At 75.2% G+C, this 18,388-nt stretch carries 15 protein-coding genes; 4 read left to right on the top strand and 11 right to left on the bottom strand.

The window, feature by feature from the left end:
• The first annotated feature begins 131 nt into the window (after positions 1–131).
• The 3 genes from D7294_RS15855 to D7294_RS15845 all read left to right on the top strand — a co-directional run bounded on the left by D7294_RS15855 (position 132) and on the right by D7294_RS15845 (position 2,297).
• On the top strand, positions 132–596 hold the full coding sequence (locus tag D7294_RS15855) for a MarR family winged helix-turn-helix transcriptional regulator (protein WP_120680126.1): 465 nt from the start codon (positions 132–134) through the stop codon (positions 594–596).
• A 31-nt stretch (positions 597–627) separates the two neighbouring features.
• Positions 628–1,119, top strand: coding sequence for an MSMEG_6728 family protein (locus D7294_RS15850; RefSeq protein WP_120680124.1), 492 nt, complete (start codon positions 628–630; stop codon positions 1,117–1,119).
• 173 nt (positions 1,120–1,292) lie between these two features.
• On the top strand, positions 1,293–2,297 hold the full coding sequence (locus D7294_RS15845; RefSeq protein ID WP_120680122.1) for an aldo/keto reductase family protein: 1,005 nt from the start codon (positions 1,293–1,295) through the stop codon (positions 2,295–2,297).
• A gap of 61 nt (positions 2,298–2,358) precedes the next feature.
• On the opposite strand, the gene D7294_RS15840 is transcribed toward D7294_RS15845, so the two are convergent.
• The 11 genes from D7294_RS15840 to D7294_RS15790 form a co-directional block, all read right to left on the bottom strand.
• Complete coding sequence (locus tag D7294_RS15840) at positions 2,359–3,291, bottom strand: UTP--glucose-1-phosphate uridylyltransferase (protein WP_174248359.1); 933 nt, start codon at positions 3,289–3,291, stop codon at positions 2,359–2,361.
• Positions 3,292–3,589: 298 nt separating this feature from the next.
• On the bottom strand, positions 3,590–5,743 hold the full coding sequence (locus D7294_RS15835; RefSeq protein ID WP_120680118.1) for a golvesin C-terminal-like domain-containing protein: 2,154 nt from the start codon (positions 5,741–5,743) through the stop codon (positions 3,590–3,592).
• 15 nt (positions 5,744–5,758) lie between these two features.
• Complete coding sequence (locus D7294_RS15830; RefSeq protein WP_120680116.1) at positions 5,759–6,691, bottom strand: dihydrodipicolinate synthase family protein; 933 nt, start codon at positions 6,689–6,691, stop codon at positions 5,759–5,761.
• Positions 6,692–6,693: 2 nt separating this feature from the next.
• On the bottom strand, positions 6,694–8,295 hold the full coding sequence (locus tag D7294_RS15825; RefSeq protein ID WP_120680114.1) for an FAD-dependent oxidoreductase: 1,602 nt from the start codon (positions 8,293–8,295) through the stop codon (positions 6,694–6,696).
• An 8-nt stretch (positions 8,296–8,303) separates the two neighbouring features.
• A complete protein-coding gene (locus D7294_RS15820; protein ID WP_120680112.1) occupies positions 8,304–10,541 on the bottom strand; it encodes an MGH1-like glycoside hydrolase domain-containing protein in 2,238 nt (745 codons plus the stop codon).
• Positions 10,538–11,380: an ABC transporter ATP-binding protein gene (locus D7294_RS15815; protein ID WP_120680110.1), complete on the bottom strand. Its 843-nt coding sequence runs from the start codon at positions 11,378–11,380 to the stop codon at positions 10,538–10,540. Before D7294_RS15815 ends, D7294_RS15820 begins: the two co-directional genes overlap by 4 nt.
• Positions 11,377–12,402 (bottom strand): ABC transporter ATP-binding protein, encoded by a 1,026-nt coding sequence (locus D7294_RS15810; RefSeq protein ID WP_120680108.1) that lies wholly within the window; start codon positions 12,400–12,402, stop codon positions 11,377–11,379. Before D7294_RS15810 ends, D7294_RS15815 begins: the two co-directional genes overlap by 4 nt.
• The gene (locus D7294_RS15805; RefSeq protein WP_158674635.1) at positions 12,399–13,940 is read right to left on the bottom strand and encodes an ABC transporter substrate-binding protein; all 1,542 of its coding nucleotides are present in this window, start codon (positions 13,938–13,940) and stop codon (positions 12,399–12,401) included. The genes D7294_RS15810 and D7294_RS15805 overlap by 4 nt, the downstream gene beginning before the upstream one ends.
• Positions 13,937–14,887 carry an ABC transporter permease gene (locus tag D7294_RS15800; RefSeq protein WP_120680104.1) on the bottom strand — a complete coding sequence of 317 codons (951 nt, stop codon included), beginning with the start codon at positions 14,885–14,887 and terminating at the stop codon, positions 13,937–13,939. The genes D7294_RS15805 and D7294_RS15800 overlap by 4 nt, the downstream gene beginning before the upstream one ends.
• Entirely contained in the window at positions 14,884–15,813 is a 930-nt protein-coding gene (locus D7294_RS15795) for an ABC transporter permease (RefSeq protein WP_120680102.1), read from the bottom strand. The genes D7294_RS15800 and D7294_RS15795 overlap by 4 nt, the downstream gene beginning before the upstream one ends.
• On the bottom strand, positions 15,801–16,886 hold the full coding sequence (locus D7294_RS15790) for a LacI family DNA-binding transcriptional regulator (protein WP_120680100.1): 1,086 nt from the start codon (positions 16,884–16,886) through the stop codon (positions 15,801–15,803). Before D7294_RS15790 ends, D7294_RS15795 begins: the two co-directional genes overlap by 13 nt.
• Positions 16,887–17,192: 306 nt before the next feature.
• On the opposite strand from D7294_RS15790, the gene D7294_RS15785 reads away from it, so the two are divergent.
• Positions 17,193–18,347: a CapA family protein gene (locus tag D7294_RS15785; RefSeq protein WP_120680098.1), complete on the top strand. Its 1,155-nt coding sequence runs from the start codon at positions 17,193–17,195 to the stop codon at positions 18,345–18,347.
• The last annotated feature ends 41 nt before the right edge of the window (positions 18,348–18,388 follow it).

Genomic DNA, 18,388 nt, shown 5'->3' with positions numbered 1-18,388 from the left:
CGCCTCCCGGGGTGCGGAGGCGCCTGCCCGGGGGCCGAGAATAGTTGCGGGCGCGCTTATATGCAAGCGCGGGCTATTGTGCGCCTGCTCTATCCTGGGATCCAGCCGCTCACCGGACGGAGGGAGACGCCATGACGGCGACGGATCCCGCGCTCACCGCTCTCGCCCAGGGATGGTGCGCCCTCTCCCTGCTGCACGGCAGGATCGAGGCCCGCATCGAGCGCGCGCTGCAGAGCGGGCACGGCCTGAGCGTGCGCGAGTACTCCCTGCTCGACGTGCTCAGCCGGCAGTACGAGGGAGACGGGGGCCACCTGCAGATGAAGCAGGTCGCCGACGCGGTCCTGCTCAGCCAGAGCGCCACCACCCGGCTCGTGACCCGTCTTGAGGACCGCGGCCTCCTGGAGCGCTACCTGTGTCCCACGGACCGCCGCGGCATCTACACGAACGTCACCGAGTCCGGCCTGAAGCTGCTGGAGCGGGCGCGGCCCACCAACGACGCCGCCCTGCGCGAGGCCCTCGACGAGGCCGCGAAGGACCCGGAGCTGGCGCCGCTGGTGCGGGTCGTCGAGTCGCTGAACGCGCCCGCGGCCCCGTAGCCGCCGCGAGGATCGCCGCGAGAATGGGGCCGTGCAGACATTCCTCCCGTATCCGGACTTCGCCGGATCGGCCGCGGTCCTCGACGCCAGGCGGCTCGGCAAGCAGCGGGTCGAGGCCCTCCAGGTCCTGCGCGGGCTGACGGTGCCCGGCTACGGCTGGCGGCACCACCCTGCGGTGCTGATGTGGTGCGGGTACGAGGAGGCGCTGGTCGCCTACGGGCTGGCCGTGTGCCGGGCCTGGACCGGCCTCGGGCGGCGCGACACCTGCGCGGCCTCGCTCGTCGCCGGCTTCCGCGCGAGCCGGGCGCGCCGGGAGGTGCGCGACCAGCCGCGGCTCGCCGCGGCGGGGGAGCTGCCGCCCTGGCTCGGCGACGCGGCCTTCCACCGCAGCCACCAGTCGGCGCTCGTGCGCAAGGAGCCCGGCTTCTACGGCCCGCGCTTCCCCGGGGTGCCGGGCGACCTGCCGTACGTGTGGCCGCGTTCGGACCGGGAGGCGCCCGGCTCGCGGGGCCCGCGGGCCTGAGGACCGGCCCCGCCGGGCGCGGGGGCGCCGGGGGACCCGGCCGGTTTTGGGGCCGATGGGCCGACCCTTGGACGAAGGCCCGAATTAAGGAACGTGAACATTGCGGGGCCCGGGAGTCTCCCGCCCCGCCTGCTTGTGACACCCCCCTGACAAGGGCGTATCGTCTGATCCTCATGGAGCATCGTTATCTAGGACGCAGTGGCCTGCTCATCAGTGAAATCTCCTACGGCAACTGGCTGACCCACGGGTCGCAGGTCGAGGAGGAGGCCGCCCTCGCGTGTGTCCACGCCGCGCTCGACGTCGGCATCACCACCTTCGACACCGCGGACGTCTACGCGCAGGGCAGGGCGGAGTCGGTCCTGGGCCGGGCCCTCAAGGGGCAGCGGCGCGAGGGCCTGGAGATCTTCACGAAGGTCTTCTGGCCGACCGGCCCCGGCCGCAACGACCGCGGCCTGTCCCGCAAGCACATCATGGAGTCCATCGACAACTCCCTGCGCAGGCTCCAGACGGACTACGTCGACCTGTACCAGGCCCACCGTTTCGACCTGTTCACCCCGCTCGAAGAGACCATGTCGGCCTTCGCCGACATCGTGCACGCGGGCAAGGCCCACTACATCGGCGTCTCCGAGTGGACCGCCGACGAGATTCGCCGGGCGCACGCCCTCGCCCGCGAACTGCGCATTCCCCTGGTGTCCAGCCAGCCGCAGTACTCGATGCTGTGGCGGGTCATCGAGGGGGAGGTCCAGCCCACCTGCGAGGAACTCGGCATCAGCCAGATCGTCTGGTCGCCGATCGCGCAGGGCGTGCTGACCGGCAAGTACCTGCCGGGGCAGCAGCCGCCCGCGGGCTCGCGCGCCACCGACGACAAGGGCGGCGCCGACATGATCAGCCGCTTCATGCGCGACGAGATCCTCCAGGCCGTGCAGGACCTGCGCCCGCTGGCGGACGAGGCCGGGCTCAGCCTCGCCCAGCTCGCGGTGGCCTGGGTGCTGCAGAACCGCAACGTCGCCTCGGCCATCGTCGGCGCCTCGCGGCCCGAGCAGGTCGGCGAGAACGCCAAGGCCGCCGGCGTGAAGCTGGAGGCGGACCTGCTGGCGCGGATCGACGAGATCATCGCGCCCCTCGCGGTGACCGACCCGCTGGCCACCTACCGGGGCACGCCCGGCCGGGCCTCCTGAGGACCGTGCCGCCCGCGGCGGCCGTCTCCGGCGCCCGTTCCCCGGCGCCGGAGACGGCCGTTCACCGCCCGGCCGCGGCCCCGTCGGCGCCCGGTGCCGGCCGCCCGTCCTGCCCGCCGTCCTCCAGGGCCATCCGCCGCAGCTCGGGGCCGTACTCGGGATGCGCGAGGGCCGCGGCGAACTGGGCCCGCAGGTAGCCGAGGGCGTTGCCGGTGTCCCACCAGGTCCCGGCGACGACCTGGCCGAACACCGGGTTGTTCCTGGCGTGTTCGTGGATCGCCCCGGACAGGGCGATCTCGCCGTCCGGGTGCTCCCGGTGCCGCAGCGTCATCCGTTCGAGCTCCGCGACGATGCCCGGGGTGACGACGTAGCCGCCGATCGCCGCGTAGGCCGAGGGCGCGTCCTCCGGCTTGGGCTTCTCCACCAGGCCGTCGATCCTGATCAGCCCGCCGCCGAGTTCCTCGCGGACCACGGGCACGCCGTAGCGGTGCGATTCGGCCGGGTCCATCGGCATCAGGCTCAGGACCGGCGCCCTGGTCCGCTCGTAGGCGTCGAGGAGCTGCTGGGCGCGGGGCACCTCCGAGGTGAAGACGTCGTCGGGCCACAGGACCATGAAGGGCTCGTCGCCCACCACCCGGGCGGCGTTGAGGACCGGCGTGCCGTTGCCGTAGGGCCCGTCCTGGAAGAGGTAGGTGATCCTGGCCATGGAGGTCACCTCCTGGAGCGCGTCCGCGGCGGCCGACTTTCCGTCCGCGCGCAGCCTGAAGTCCAGGTCTTCGTCGGGGGCGAAGTGCTGCTGCACCAGCGCCTTCCGGGTCGAGGTCACGATGGTGACGTCGTCGATCCCGGAGTTCACCAGCTCTTCGATGGTGTGCTGGAGCACGGGCTTGTCGAGGATCGGCAGCATCTCCTTGGGGAGCGCCTTCGTCAGCGGCAGCAGCCGCGTGCCGAGCCCCGCGACCGGGATGACGGCCTTACGGATCATCAGAAACATCCTTAGGAAGGTACGGTCCGGATGCCGACGCTACGAGGTCCGCGCACCGGCGCCAAGTTCCCCTGGCCGGTATGTGATGCCGCCTTTGGCGCGACGCAAGACAGCTCCCCGCGGCCGGAAGGGCGGGCGGGAAACGGGCCGGGAACGAGCCGGGGACGCGGCATGAACTTTCCCTGAACTCCCGGCCGTTCCGGGCCGTGGAGCAGGCGCCCGCAGCCGTCCTCGGCGCCTCGGCCGGGGACCGCGGCGGCGCCGCCCCCGCGGAGGGGGCGGCGCCGCGAAACGGACCGGGACGGACTCAGCGCCGCAGCAGGCGCAGCGCGTCCGCGATGACGTAGCCGTCGGCGTCGTCGGCGAGTTCGACCGTGGTCCGCAGGCCGGCCTCCAGCCGGAAGGTGCCCAGCGACACCCAGGTGCCGCCGCGCGGCTCCGGCCGTCCCGCCACCCGCTGGTCGACCCGCACGGTGTCGGTGCCGCGCGCGTGCCGCACGGTGAACGGCGCGTCGGAGGCGCGGTTGCCGTAGGCCGGGTAGGACACCTGGATCTCCCAGTCCCCCTCGCGCGGGACCGGCGGCCGCCAGCGGACGGCGCTCTCGCCGTTGCCGGCCGGGGCCGTGCGGTAGTTGGCGCCCCAGTAGCCCGGGGTGCCGGTGGCCGCGGACCAGGCGCCGGAGACCACCTCGTAGCCGAGGGCGTCGTTGTCGATCAGGACCTCCTCGCGCAGGTCGGGCGCGGAGGGGGCCTGGATCAGGCTCAGCGAGTCCAGCGAGAGCCGCGTCCCGCCGCCGAGGCCGGGGCCGAGCACCGCGAAGCGGACGGTGTGCCGCCCGCTGCCCAGGCGGACCGTGCCGAGCGGGGCCACGTCGTAGCCCGCGGCGCCGGGCGCGGTGGTGTCGAGGACGGCGGTGTGCGGCCTGCGGCCGTCCACCCTGACCTCCGCCAGGCAGCCGTCCGCCGTCCTGTGGTAGCGCAGCAGCAGCTCGTACTCCCCCGCACGGCGCACCTCCACCTCGTAGGACACGGCGGCAAGCGCCGAAGCCTCCCCGCCGTCCCCGCCGTTCTCCGCGGGTCCGGCCCGCCCGGCCGTGCCGGTGGGGGAGAGGACGGTGCGCGAGCCGCCGGTGGCCAGCGGGTCGGCCACGACGGCGAGCGAGCCGCCGGTGGCCCTGGCCGAGGCGGCGTCCAGGTCCACGACCCGCTCCGCGTAACCCGGCCCGTGGGCCAGGCTGTCGCGGCCCCGGGTCAGCCAGTCGAGGGAGAAGCGGCAGATCGCCACCCGCCGCGGGAAGCTCGGCTCGTCCCCGTCGCAGCCGTAGAGCAGCAGGATCGTGCCGTCCGAGAGGGCGGCGAGGTCCGAGTAGTAGGAGCGGTTCTCGTTGACCACCCGGCTGTAGCGGAAGGACCGGCCCTCGTCGTAGCTGACCGAGACCGTCATGTTCGCCCGCACCGGGGAGTCGGGGCGGCTGAAGAGGATGCGGTCCTGGCCCGGGCCGCCCGGGCCGCCGGTGTAGCGGACCAGGCTCGCGTCCACGGAGTTGAAGGTGCCCGTGGCGCCGTCCAGGGCCGGCGCGGACCAGGTGAGCCCCCCGTCCGCGCTGACCGAGACGATGCGCTGCCGGTTTCCGCCCGAGGCGTAGCGGCCGTTGACCAGCACCCGGCCGTCGGACAGCTGCACCAGCCGCGCCTCGTTGATCGGGTACTCCACGGAGACGGGGACCTCGCCCGTCGCCTGCCAGGTCGCGCCGTGGTCGTCGCTGTAGAGGCAGGAGACGCCGTAGTAGCGCTGCTCCACGGTGTTGCCGACGATGACCCGGCGGTGCGAGCAGTTCAGCAGCAGCCGCCCGCCGTCCAGCTGGATGCCGTGCCCTGGCCCGGGGTTGTGCAGGGCCCAGTCGTAGGGGAAGTGGTCGAAGAGCCCGGACATGTTCCGCGGCTCGCTCCAGGTCTCGCCCCCGTCGCCGCTGCTGATCAGGTACAGGTCGCCGGTGTCCCCGGAGCAGGTGGTGTTCTCCGGGAGCCGCCGCGACAGCATGTAGAAGCAGAACACCTCGCCGGTCTCCCGGTCCACCACGAAGGCCGGGTTGCCCCAGGACTGGCCGTCGACGGAGGCCACCAGCGTCCGGGTGGGCTGCCAGGTGCGGCCGCCGTCGGTGCTGCGGCGCAGCAGCAGGTCCCGCGGGCCCGCGTCGCAGCTCTCGTACCTGCCCTCGGTGGCCGCAAGGACGGTGTCGTCGGGCAGCACGGCCAGCCCGTGCACGTGGTAGCTCTCCAGCGGATCGACCTCCTTGTCCCACAGGGTGGTCTCGGCGAAGAACTCCCCGCGGGCGGCGGGCGCGGCGGCCCGGCGGCCCGCCGCCGAGGCGGCGGGCGCGAGGGGGACGAGGGTGGCGGCGGCCGAGACGGCGGCGGCCAGGGTGAGTGATCTTCGGCTGATTCCCGGACGGTGCTCCATGGGCCCTCCTGCGGCTCAGGCGCGGATGAGATGGCGTTCGCTGGGCGCGAGCAACGAGAGCAACTGCCCGCGCTCGGCCTCGGTCACGGGAGAGAAGGGGGCGGCCACGTGCGGGGGGCACAGGCCGCGGCTGTCGAGGATCGCCTTCACCGCGGGCACCCCGGGACGCACCTGGTGCAGCCGCAGCAGCTCCCCGACCGCCCGCTGCGCCTGCTCGGCCTCGGCCCGGCGGCCCGCGCGGTGCGCCGCGTACAGCCGGGCGCACAGCCCGGGCGCGAGGTTGGCCACGCCGGGCACGATGCCGTCGGCGCCGCGCGCGAGCCCGGCCAGCAGCAGGCTCTCGGCGCCCTGGCTCACCCCGAAGCCCTCCTCGCGCCCGGCCGCCTCGACGGCCGCGCCCAGCAGGCCGAGGTCGCCCGAGCTGTCCTTCAGGCCCACCACGTGTGGCAGGGCGGCGATCGTGGCCAGCAGCCCGGCGCCGATCGGGTTGCTGTAGCGCGGCACGTGATAGGCGATCACGGGCAGGCCCAGGCCGGCGAACGCCGCGTAGTGCGCGAGGATCTCGTCCTCGCGGTGCCGGTAGTAGAACGGCGGGCTCAGCACCACCGCGTCCGGCTCGGCCGCGCGCACCGCGTCCGCCCGCGCCAGGGCCTCGGCCGTGCCGGGACCGGTCACGTTGACCAGGACGGGCCCGTCGCCGGTCAGCTCGCGCCACCGCCGGGTGACCCCGGCGGCGAACGCGCCCAGGGCCCCCACCGGCAGCAGCGCCCCCTCGCCGTTGCTGCCGAAGAGCATCAGGCCCCGCGCCCCCGCCGCCGCCAGCGCGGCGAGCAGCCGCTCCGCCGCGGCGGCCGAGGGCACGCCGGGGGCCGACATGGGCGTGACGAGGGGCACCGTCACGCCGCCGAGCAGGTCGCGGCCGCTGCGGCCGCCGGGAGGACGAGTCACCGTCAGTACCCCCTGATCTCGGGCCAGGCCAGCTCGACGCCGGCGCCGGCCAGCTCCTCCTGGAACGCGGCGAGCAACTCCCCGTCCTCGTACACCTGGGCCGGCTCCAGGCCGCCCGCCAGGCAGTGCGCCGCCAGCGCTCCCGCGGCCTCGCCGATGTTCCACTCCACCGGGTGGAGGCGGTAACAGCCGTTGGTGATGTGCGTGGTGCCGATGTTCTTCGCCGCGGGCAGGAGGTTCCGCAGCCGCACCGGCAGCAGCGCGCCCAGCGGAATCCGGAACGGGCAGCTGGCCACGTCGACATAGGTGTCGCCCCCGGTCGAGGGGTGCAGGTCGATCCGGTACATGCCGATGCCCACGGAGTCCTCGTAGGCCACCGCGCCGCGCTCCCCGCGCACCGCGAGCGACAGGTCCTGCTCGACGACGCGGCGGCGGGCCAGGATGCGGCGCGACTCGCGGATGTACGGCGCCTTGGCCAGCCCGTCGGCCGTGCCCATCACGTCCCCGCGCAGCCGCAGGCCCGGCCAGCCGGTGCCGCCGTCGGGGCGCGGCGCCTCCGTCTGCAGCCAGTACAGCATGCTCATGCTCAACTCCCGGGCGGCGGCGAGGTGCTGCTCCCGCTCCCGCTCCGGCACCCCGATCAGCGGCCCCGGCAGGTAGTCGATCATCGGCCAGTTGACGATCGTGACGTCGCTGCGGGCGAACCCGGGCCGCAGCACCCCGCGCGACAGGACACGGCGGAACGCCCACAGCTCCTTGTCGCCCGGGTCCTTGCTCTGGTCGGCGACCACGTGCCCCACCGGCGCGTTCGGCAGGAACTCCCGGCGCACGGTCTCCAGCGTGCGCGGATCGGGCGCCGTCAGGCTCAGCAACCTGCCCGGCCACTGCGGCGGCCGGTAGGCGGCCCACTCGGCGTAGTGCGCGGGCCGGTCCACGGTGTGGTCCTCGCCCTCCAGGTGGTCCACCGCGAACACCCAGGAGAACGCCTGCACGTTGTCCGGCTGGGCCTCTTCCGGGGCGCTCGGCTCGCCGGTGTCGCGGCGGGACTCGAAGCCGGTGACGTGCTCCGCCCCGGCCAGCGGCAGCAGGTCGCCCTGCTCGGTGGCGTCCAGCACGAACGGGGCCCGGATCTCGGTGCGTTCGCCGCCGGGGCCCTCGACGAGGACCGCGGTGACCCGGTCGCCCGCCACCTCGGCGGCCACCGGGCGGTGCCGGTACAGAACCCGCAGCCGCCCGGCCGCCACATGGGGCGCGACCATCGCGTCGAGCACCGCGGCGGCCACCCGCGGCTCGTGGCACAGCCGGCTGACCCTGCCCTCGCCCGGGTTGAGGTCGGGCCTGGCCCTGGCCTCCTCGGTCAGCGGGTACCAGGTGCGGTAGTAGTCCCGGATCGCCTCGCGCAGGCGCCGGTAGGAGCGGGTGCAGCCGAACTGCTCGATCCACGGGTGCTCGTCCGGCGGCACGCCCTGGCTGGTGAGCTGGCCGCCGAGCCAGTCCGTCTCCTCGGTGAGCAGGACCGCTCTGCCCCGCGACAGGGCGGCGAGGGCCGCGGCGACGCCGCCCAGTCCGCCACCGACGACGAGGACCTCGGTGGTTGTGGCCATGTCACTGCTCACGTGCTGCTTCCTTTGCTGTTCCCTTGCCGGTGGTTCTGGTGGGCCGGAGGTGCCGGCGTCTTCCGGCCGGCCGCGGCGGGCCGGGGCCCCGGGGGCGCGCCCGCCCCGCCCGCCCCCTTCGCGCGCAGCTCGAAGCGGCGCGGCGCCCCGCCCAGGGCGATCTCGACGGGCCGTCCGCCGCCCGGCGGGGTCACCAGGAGCGAGCCGGTGCCCTCGGCCAGGCCGCCGACCCGCCCTGCCGTGCGCGTGTAGCCGCGGACGACCACGCCCGGGGCGGCGTCGAGCAGCGGCGTGCCGTCCAGCGAGACGATGAGCCGCTCGCCGGCCACCACGTCGAGCCTGCCCTCGCCCAGCGGCAGGTTGCGCAGCTCGGCCGGCCGCCCCGGGTGGGCGAAGCGCCAGCCGTCGGCGCGGGCGTCGGCCAGCTCGCCGAAGGCCAGGCAGGCCAGCAGCCCGCCCCAGGCCATCAGCCCGTCCGAGCGGGCGGGCAGGCCGCGCAGGTCCTCGCCCTCGTGGGCGGGGTAGTTCTCCCGGACGTGGCTGTGCGCGCGCCACTCCTGGAGGAAGAGGCGCAGCAGCGCGTCCACGATCGGCCCGCTGTGCTCGGTGAGCCCGTAGCCGCGCAGGCCCTCGACGGCCAGGTAGGCCATCGGCGCCCAGATCCGGCCCCGCCAGTAGGTGGCGGAGAACGCCGGGTCGTTCCTGGCGACGCTCGGCAGCGGCCGGCTCCCGCCGAGCGCCTCGGGGGCGAGCAGCCGCGCCGCCAGCTCCCGCGCCCGCGAGGGGCCGGGCAGCCGCGCCAGCAGCGGGTACAGCAGCGTCGGCGCGACGTGCGGGTCGTGCCCGCCGGCCGCCCGCAGGTTGCGGTACCCGCCCGCCTGCCCGTCCCACAGCAGCGCGTCCGCCGTCCGCCTGGCCGCCTCGGCCTCCGCGCGCAGCCGGCCGGCGGTGTCCGCCTCGCCGAGCAGGCCGGCGATGCGGGCCAGGGCCTCGGCGTCGGCGATGTGCAGGGCGTTGAGGCCGACGTCCGCCAGGTCCATCGTGTGGGTGCGCGGGTCGAAGGCCGCCTCGTCGTACAGGGGGGAGTCGTCGAGACCCGACTCGCGCGCGGCCCGGTCGAAGGTGGCCGACTCCGGGTCGCCCGGCACCGGGTCGGAGCCCCAGGCGAGCAGCCCGTGGGGGCCGCGCCTGGCCCTGGGCCACCAGTCGTGCCAGGCCAGCAGCGCCGGGTAGGTCTCCCGCAGCAGGGCCGCGTCGCGGGTGGCGTCCGACAGGCCGCCGCCCAGGTACGCCTTCAGCACGGTCAGCGCGCCGACCGGCGGCTGCGACCTGTCGGCGGTCGTGCCGCGGTCGTCCGAGACCCGGTTGGGGATCATGCCCCGCGCGTCGGCGTGCGGCAGGATCTGGCCGAACACGCCGCGCGCCAGGTCGCGGTCGACGAACGAGGCGGCCAGGCCGGTGAAGAAGGTGTCCCAGGCGTGCAGCGCCCAGCTGCCGTAGAAGCCGCGCCGCCGCGCCGAGACGAAGTCGCGCGAGGTCGGGGTGAGGACCCGGCCGGGCCCCGGGGCGTAGATCGTGTTCCAGGTGACGGCCCGGGTCAGGGCGTCGGCGGCCTCGCCGAGCCAGCCCGCGGAACACAGCCTGGTCCGCTCGCAGGCCGCCCGGCGCCCGGCCACGACGGCGGCGGCCCCTTCAGGACCCGCCTCGCCCGGCCCCGCCTCGTTCGCTCCCGCCTCCGGCGGCCCCGGCTCCGCCGCGCGGCCCGCGGGCGCCAGGCGCAGCAGGACCGGCCCGGGCGGGAAGGTCAAGGTCCGCACCTCGCCGGTCACTTCCTCACGCGGCGGGGGAGAGGCCGCCACCCGCCAGGCGCCGGGGCCCGCGGCCCGGCCGCCCGCCGCCCCGGCCGGCTCCCAGGCCCGGTCCACCACCACGACGACGGCGCCCGTGGTCTCGGCCGTCGCGTGGAGCACATCCCCGGGACCCCCGGCGAAGGCCAGCCGCAGCGGCACCCCCTCCGCCTCGACCGTGACCTCGGCGAACTCCCCGTCCACGGTGTGGTGCCCGAGCCGTACCAGGCCGTCGCGCCAGGTGAAGGCGTCCAGCACCGGCCCCCGCGCGCCCACGAGACCGAACCGCACCCGGGTGCCCGAGGGCAGGTGCGCCACGCCCGTGTGGACGTGCACATCCCACGTGTTCCAGCCCCGCGCCGCGGGCGCGTGCCCCTCCCCGCTCATGCCGCTTCTCCCTCCGGCCCCGGGCCGTTCAGGTCGAGCGCCGCGTCGAGCAGCGCCCGGGTGTACTCGTGCCGCGGCGCGTCCAGCACCTCGTCCGTGGGGCCCTCCTCCACCACGGCGCCCCGCCGCATCACCGCCACCCGGTCGGCGATCTGCCGCACCACCCCCAGGTCGTGGGTGATGAAGAGCATCGCCAGCCGGTGCGAGCGGCGCAGCCCGGCGAGCAGCCCGAGGATCTGTGCCTGCACCGACACGTCCAGCGCCGACACCGCCTCGTCGCACACCAGCAGCCGCGGGCGCACCGCCAGCGCCCTGGCGATGCTCACCCGCTGGCACTGCCCGCCGGACAGCTCGGCGGCCCGCCGGTCCGCCACCTCGGGCCCGAGCCCCACGTCCGCGAGCAGCCCGCGCAACGCCACCTCCCGGTCCCCCTCGGGGGCGGCCGCGGGGTGGGTGCGCCACGCCTCGCCGATCACCGAGGCCACCGTGAGCCGCGGGTTGAGCGAGGAACGCGGGTCCTGGAACACCATCTGCACGGCCCGCTGGGCGGCGCCGCGCCGCCCGGCGGGGCCCAGCGGCCTGCCCTCGAAGTGCACCCCGCCCGCGTCCGGCCGGATCAGCCCCGCCACGCAACGGGCCACGGTGGTCTTGCCGGAGCCCGACTCGCCCACCAGGCCCAGGGTTTCCTCCGGTCCTACGGTCAGATCCACGCCGTCCACGGCCACGAAGCCGCCCCGGCGCCGCCGCCCCCGCCCGCCGAAGGTGACCCTGAGGCCCCGCACGTCAAGCAGCGCGCCCCCCGTCCCGCCGGGCCGCTCCTCCCGCACCGCCGTCGTCATGAACCGAACACCTCCGCGGCGAAGTGGCAGGCGCTGAAGCGGCCAGGCGCCACCTCGCGCACCTCGGGCACCCGCGTCCTGCACCGCTCGCGGGCCAGCGGGCAGCGCGGGTGGAAGGCACAACCCGCGGGCCGCTCCGCCGGGTTCGCGGGCGAGCCGGGCAGCGGCGTGGCGAGGGCGCTGCGCGTGCGCACCGCGGGCACGCTGCGCACCAGGGCCGCCGTGTAGGGGTGCGCGGGCCTGGCGAGCAGCTGCCGGGCCGCGCCGCGTTCCGCCACCCGGCCCGCGTACATCACCACCACCTGGTGCGCGGTGTGCGCCACCACCCGCAGGTCGTGGCTGACCAGCAGCATCGCCAGGCCCCGCTCCCGCTGCACGGAACGCAGCAGGCGCAGGATCCTCGCCTGCACGGTCACGTCGAGCGCCGTGGTCGGCTCGTCGGCGAGCAGCAGCGCCGGGCTTCCGGCGAGGGCCAGCGCGATCATGGCCCGCTGCCGCAGCCCGCCGGAGAACTCGTGCGGGTAGCGGCGCATCCGCTCCTCCGGCTCGGGCACCCCCGCCAGGCCGAGCAACTCCACCACCCGGCGCCGCACCTCGCGGCGCGGCAGCCCGTCCCGCCGCAGGATCTCGCCGACCTGACGGCCGATGCGCTGCGTCGGGTTGAGCGCCGCCAGCGGGTCCTGGAAGATCATCGCGATCTCCCGGCCGCGCACCGCGCGCCGCCTGCCCGGCCCCGCGCCCAGCAGGTCCTCGCCGCGCCACCGCAGCGTCCCGCCGGCCTCGACCCCGCCGGGCAGCAGCCCGATGATCGCCCGCGCGGTCATCGTCTTCCCGCTGCCCGACTCGCCGATGAGGCCCACCGTCGTCGCCTCGGGCACCTCGAAGGAGACCCCGTCCACGATGCGCGGCCCGCCGGGCGCGCCGACGCTCAGCCCGGCCACCCGCAGCAGCGGCTCGGCCCGGCCGCCGGGGCCCGCCGCACCGGCCCGGCCCGTTCCGCCGGCCGTCGTCGGCCCGCTCATGATCCGCCGGCCCGCACGGTCGCGAAGTCGGGCAGCCCGCTGGGGTCGGGCGTCAGCCCCTCCAGGTCCTGCTGCCAGGCGTAGGCGATGCTGACGTTCATCGGGTACATGCCCACCGCGTCCTGCCAGATGATGCGGCTCGCCCGGTCGTACAGGCCGGTGCGCTCCTCCTCGTCGGCGCTGGCCGCGGCCTGCGCCAGCAGGTCGTCGAGCTCCTCGTTGCAGTAGCCGTTGCGCCCGGCCTCGCAGGGGTAGAGGCGGCCGAGGTTGCTCGCCGCGTCGAAGGTCGGCGTCGCGAGCTGCTGGAAGTTGATGTCCCAGTTCAGGGCGAGCAGGTCCTCGGTGAAGACGGCCTGCTCCTTCTCCAGCGGCTCGACCTGCACCCCGATCTCGTCCAGGTCGGAGACGACCGCCTGGACGAACGGCGCGAACTCGTCGTTGGCGAACTGGAGCCGCAGCCGGGTGGAGAAGTCGAAGCCCGCCTCCTCCAGGGCGGCCCGCGCCGCCTGCGGGTCGTAGTCCACCGGGTCCTGCGGCGCGTAGCCGAGGACCACGGGCGGCACCGGCGCGTCGGCCACGGACCCGGTCTCCGGGTACAGCGCCTCGACGATCGCCGGGAAGTCCACCGCCTGCCACAGCGCCCGGCGCACCCGCGCATCCTCAAGCGCGGGAACCGAGGAGTTGAACCACATGGTGAACTCGGCGGTGCTCGGCACCGTTTCCACGGTCAGCCCGTCCTCGCCCTCCAGGGTCTCCAGCTGGTCGTCCGGGATGCCCCAGATGACGTCCACCTCGCCGGTGCGCAGCGCGGTCAGCCGGGCCGAGAGATCGGGGATGGTGCGCATCACCACGCGGCCGGCCTGCGGGACCTCGCCGAAGTACCGCTCGTTGGGCACCAGTTCCAGGTTCTCGCCCGGCGTGAACGAGTCCACGGTGAAGGGGCCCGAGCCGACGGGGTGCGCGAAGAACGAGGCGTCGTCCGCGGCGACCCCCTCCGGCAGCACGTAGAAGAGGACGAGCTTGCCCGGCACGGAGGCGTCGGGGGCGGGGGAGGTGAGGACCACCTGGGTGTCGGAGGCGGCGGTCATGGTGTAGCCGGGGAAGTTGGCGGCGTTGGGCCCGTCGAGCTGCGTCATCCGCTCGAAGGAGGCGACGACGTCCGCGGCGGTCAGCGGGCTGCCGTCGCTGAACTCGACGCCCTCGCGCAGGGTGAACGTCCACTGGGTGACGTCCTCGTTCGGCTCCCAGGAGGCGGCGAGGTCGCCGGTCAGCGAGCCGTCGGCCGCGGGCCGCACCAGGCGGCTGAAGATCTCCTGCGCGGCGAACTGCGTGCCGGTGGAGGCGCCTTCCGGGCCGTGCGGGTCGAGGCTGTCGATCGGGTAGGTCCCGGCCGCCGTCACCTCTCCCGCGGGGCCCGAGTCGCCTCCCGCGTCGGCGCCGCCCGTGGTCGTCGAGCAGGCGGCGACGGCCACCACGCCCGCCAGCGCGGCCACCAGCCGCGCCAGCCGCCCGCGCGCCCGGGTTCTGGTCTCGGTCAAGGGGTACTCCCGTCTCGATTCGGCCGCCGGCCGAGGCCACCGCTCCGGTACCGGGCGGTGAGCTGGTCGCCGAGGATTCCGACGTTCACGATGAGCAGCGACAGGGCGATGCCGGGCAGCGTGGAGATCCACCACGCCGTCTCCAGGTACTCCTTGCCGCCCGCGATGGTCTGCCCCCACGACACCGTCGAGGGCGGCAGCCCGATGCCCAGGAAGCTCAGCCCGGCCTCGGCCAGGATCACCAGGGCGAATTCGAGGGTGGCCATGGCCACGACCGGGCCCACCGCGAAGGGCAGCACGTGCCGCAGCAGGACGGCCGGGGCCCGCACCCCCATCACCCGGGCCGAGTCCACCCAGGCGCGCTCCCGCACGGAGAGCGCGACGCTGCGGGTGACCCGGGCGAAGGAGATCCAGGCCGTCGCCGACAGCGCCAGGACCACCAGGGGCACGCTGCGCTGGAAGGCGCCGGCGATCACGATCGCCAGCAGGACCGCGGGGAAGGCGAGCAGCACGTCGAAGACGCGCGCCAGCACCGCGTCCACCCAGCCGCGGGCGTACCCGGCCACCGCGCCGAGGGCGACGCCGACCAGGCAGGACACGCCCACGGTGCACACGCCGATCAGCACGGAGGTCCGCGCCCCGTAGACGATCTGGGCCAGCACGTCCCGGCCGAGGCCGTCGGTGCCCAGCCAGGCCGTGGCCCCCGAGGCGGTCTCCTCGCCCGGGGAGAGCAGTCGGTCCTCAAGCGGCGTGTGCACCGGGTCGTAGTCGATGAGCAGCGGCCCGGCGAGGGCGACCAGCACGTACAGGGCGACGACCACGTAGGGGACCCGGGCCAGCGCCCGGCGCGCGCGGCCACGGCCGGGGCCGCGCCGCGCCGCCCGCCCGCCGGGCGGGCCCGGCACGGCGGCGGGCGCCCCGAACGCCTGCTCCGACAGCTCCGTCATGACGCACCCTCCAGCCTGATCCGCGGGTCGAGCCGGGTGGCGAGCAGGTCGGCGGCCAGGTTGAGCAGCGTGACCAGGCCGGCGATCAGCAGCGTGACCGCCTGCACCACCGCGTAGTCCCGGTTCGCCACCGCGTCCACCACCAGGGAGCCGAGGCCGGGCCAGGCGAAGACGTTCTCCACGATGACCGCGCCGCCGAGCAGCGCCCCCATGTGCAGCCCGATGACGGTCGTCACCGGCACCAGCGAGTTCCGCAGCACGTGCCCCAGCAGCACCTGCGGCTCGGTCAGGCCCTTGGAGCGGGCCGTCTCCACGTAGGGCTCCCGCATGTTTTCCGCGACGCTGGTCCTGGTCAGCCGGGCGACGATCGCGATGAAGGGCAGCGCCAGCGTGACCGAGGGCAGCACCAGGTGCTGGGGGGTGCCCACCCCGGAACTCGGCAGCACCCGCAGGCCGAGGGCGAAGAAGAGGACCAGCATGATGCCCACCCAGAAGGTGGGGAAGGACTGGAGGGCGATCGTCGCCCCGGACAGCACCCGGTCCAGCAGGCCGCCGGCCCGCCCCCCGGCGAGCAGCCCCAGGGCCACCCCGGCGACGACGGCGATCAGCGTCGAGGTCACCGTCAGGTCCACGGTCGCGGGCAGCCGGTCGAGCACCGCGTCCATGGCGGGGCGGCCCAGCCGGTGCGAGTCGCCGAAGTCGAGCCGCGCCGCGTCGCCCAGGTAGTCCAGGTACTGCGCGAACAGCGGGCGGTCCAGGCCCAGGGTCTCGTGCAGCCTGGCTATCTGCTCCCGGTCGGCGTCGGGACCGAGCAGCACGGTCGCCGGGTCGCCCGGCGCGGCGCGCACGATGAGGAAGATCAGCGAGGCCGCGCCCCACATCACGAACACGCCCACCAGGAGCCGGGAGACGATCATGCGGACCATTCCGGCCCCCTCCCCGCGGGCGCGGGCCCGATCGAGTCGCCGGGGACGAACTCGCAGGGCACCGACAGCCTGCGCGCCGTGTGCGCCGGCTGCGCCAGCAGCTCCACCAGCAGGCGCACCGCCTCGCGCGCCATCCCCACCCGCGGCAGCGAGAAGCGCGTCCAGTCGCGCGACTCGCCCGTCCACAGCGGCGGGTCGCCGAGCAGCGCGAGGGAGCAGTCCTCGGGGAAGCGCACCAGGCCCGAGCGGTCCACCGCGGCCAGGGCCGCCACCAGGCGGTCGTCCTCGGTGGGCTCGGCGAGCAGCGCGGTGACCCCCGAGCCGATCCACTCCCGCACCCGGGCCCCGGTCACCTCCGCCGGATCGTCCAGGGTGCGGATCAGCGCGGAGTCGAACGGCAGGCCGGCCTCGGCCAGGCCCCTGCGGTAGCCCGCCGTGCGGTCCTGGGTGGGCTCGCTGTTCTGCGCCGCGCGCAGGTAGAGGATGCGGCGGTGCCCGAGGGCGGCGAGCCGGGCGACCATCTGCGCGGTGGCGGAGACGTAGTCGGCCGCCACGTAGGAGATCTCGCCGCCCTCCACCTCGCGGCGCCCGATGAAGACGAAGGGGAAGTCCTCCTTGACCAGGGCCGTCAGCTCCTCGCGCCGGACGTGGCGGCCCAGCAGGACGCAGCCGTCGGCGAGCTTGAGGCGGTTGGCGCCCCCCGCGTAGATGGAGCGGTCGGCGGCCGAGGTCACCGAGCTGAACAGCAGCAGGTCGTAGCCCTGCGCGGCGGTCTCCTCCTCCACGCCCAGCAGGAAGGGGTAGTAGAAGTCGCGCTGGTCGGTGGGGAACACGGGCTCGAAGGTGTAGAGCCCCAGCAGGTGGTTGCGGCCGCCCTTCAGGCTGCGCGCCGCGACGTTGGCCGAATACCCGAGCTCCTCCGCCGCGGTCAGCACCGCCCGCCGCGTCGCCTCCGCGATCTGGTCGCTGGCCGCGCCCCCACTGATGACCAGCGACACCGTCGCCTGGGAGACGCCGGCGCGCCGCGCGATGTCCACCTGCGTGGGCCGCCGGCGCCGCTCGGAACTGGCCACCTCAACCCCCTTTCTAATACGTATTAGTTGGGCCGTGGATGACGTTACTCACGCATTTCGCGCCACGTCAAGGGGTCTGCTGCTGCGAGAACGCGCCCCGGTGGTCCCGGCGTGCGCCCGGCGCGCGCGGTCCGGCCGCCCGCCGCCGGTGGCCGATTCGGGCGCCCCGGCGGGCGGGGCTCGCCGGGTGGATCTGGGGGGCCGTTGCGGTGAGGGGGGCGTCGCGGGGGAGGCCGCCCGCCTACGTCCCGATAAGTATGACTATCGGCTTATTCCTGACGTTCTTGGTGACGCTTCGGAGGACCCATGACCCCACACACGCGGCGCGCCGTGGCCCTGCTGGCCGCCACCCTGTTCGGCGCGGCCACCGCCTGCTCCGCCGGCACCGACGCGGCCCCGGGGCCCGCCGCCTCCCCGGCCGCCGAGAAACCGCCCCCCGAGGGCTTCACCCTGGTGGCCAGCGGGGACCTGCTCGTCCACGACTCGGTCATCCGGCAGGCCGCCGCCGACGCGGACGGCGCGGGCTACGACTTCGGGCCCATGCTGGCCGGGGTGCGCAGCCTGGCCTCGGGCGCCGACCTGGCGATCTGTCACATGGAGACGGTCTACGGCCCCGAGGAGGGCCCCTTCACCGGCTACCCGATGTTCCACACCCCGCCCCAACTGGCCGCGGCCGTCGGCGACCTGGGGTACGACTCCTGCTCCACCGCCTCCAACCACACGCTGGACGCCGGGGTGGAGGGCGTGCGCCGCACCCTGGACGCGATGGACGCCGCCGGGCTCAAGCACGCGGGCTCGGCCAGGTCGGCGAAGGAGCGGGAGACGCCGACGCTGCTGCGCGCCGGGGACGCGAAGGTCGCCCACCTCGCGTACGCCTACGGCACCAACGGCATCCCGGTGCCCGAGGACACGCCCTGGCTGGTCAACCTGATCGACCCCGAGCGCATCGTCGAGGACGCCAGGGCCGCCAGGCGCGCCGGGGCGGACGTGGTCGTCGTCAGCGTCCACTGGGGCACCGAGTGGCAGGAGGCCCCCGACGAACTGCAACTCTCGCTGGCCGACCGGCTCACCGCCTCGGCCCTGGACGGCCGCCGCGACATCGACCTGATCATCGGCACCCATGCGCACGTTCCCCAGGCGTACGAGAAGGTCAACGGCACCTGGGTCGTCTACGGCATGGGCGACCAGGTCGCCGGGGTGATGACCGACCCCCGCGGGCAGCTCGGCTCGGCGGCCCGCTTCACCTTCGCGCCGCCGAGGGAGCAGGGCGGGCCGTGGACGGTGCGGAAGGCCGAGTTCGTGCCCTTCGCGGTGCGCAACGACCCGATCGCCGTGGTCAACCTGCCCGAGGCGCTGGCCACCGACCCGGGCGACGCGGCGCTCGCGGACTCCCTGGAGCAGGTGAAGAGCGCGGTGCTCGGCCGGGGCGCCGCCGAGGACGGCCTGCGGATGGGCAGCTGAACCGGGCCGGGGGCGGCGGGCCGGGTCCCGCGACCCGCGGC

Source organism: Streptomyces hoynatensis (assembly GCF_003626535.1).
GTDB lineage: Bacteria > Actinomycetota > Actinomycetes > Streptomycetales > Streptomycetaceae > Streptomyces > Streptomyces hoynatensis.
This window is presented reverse-complemented; position numbering and strand designations above follow the sequence as displayed.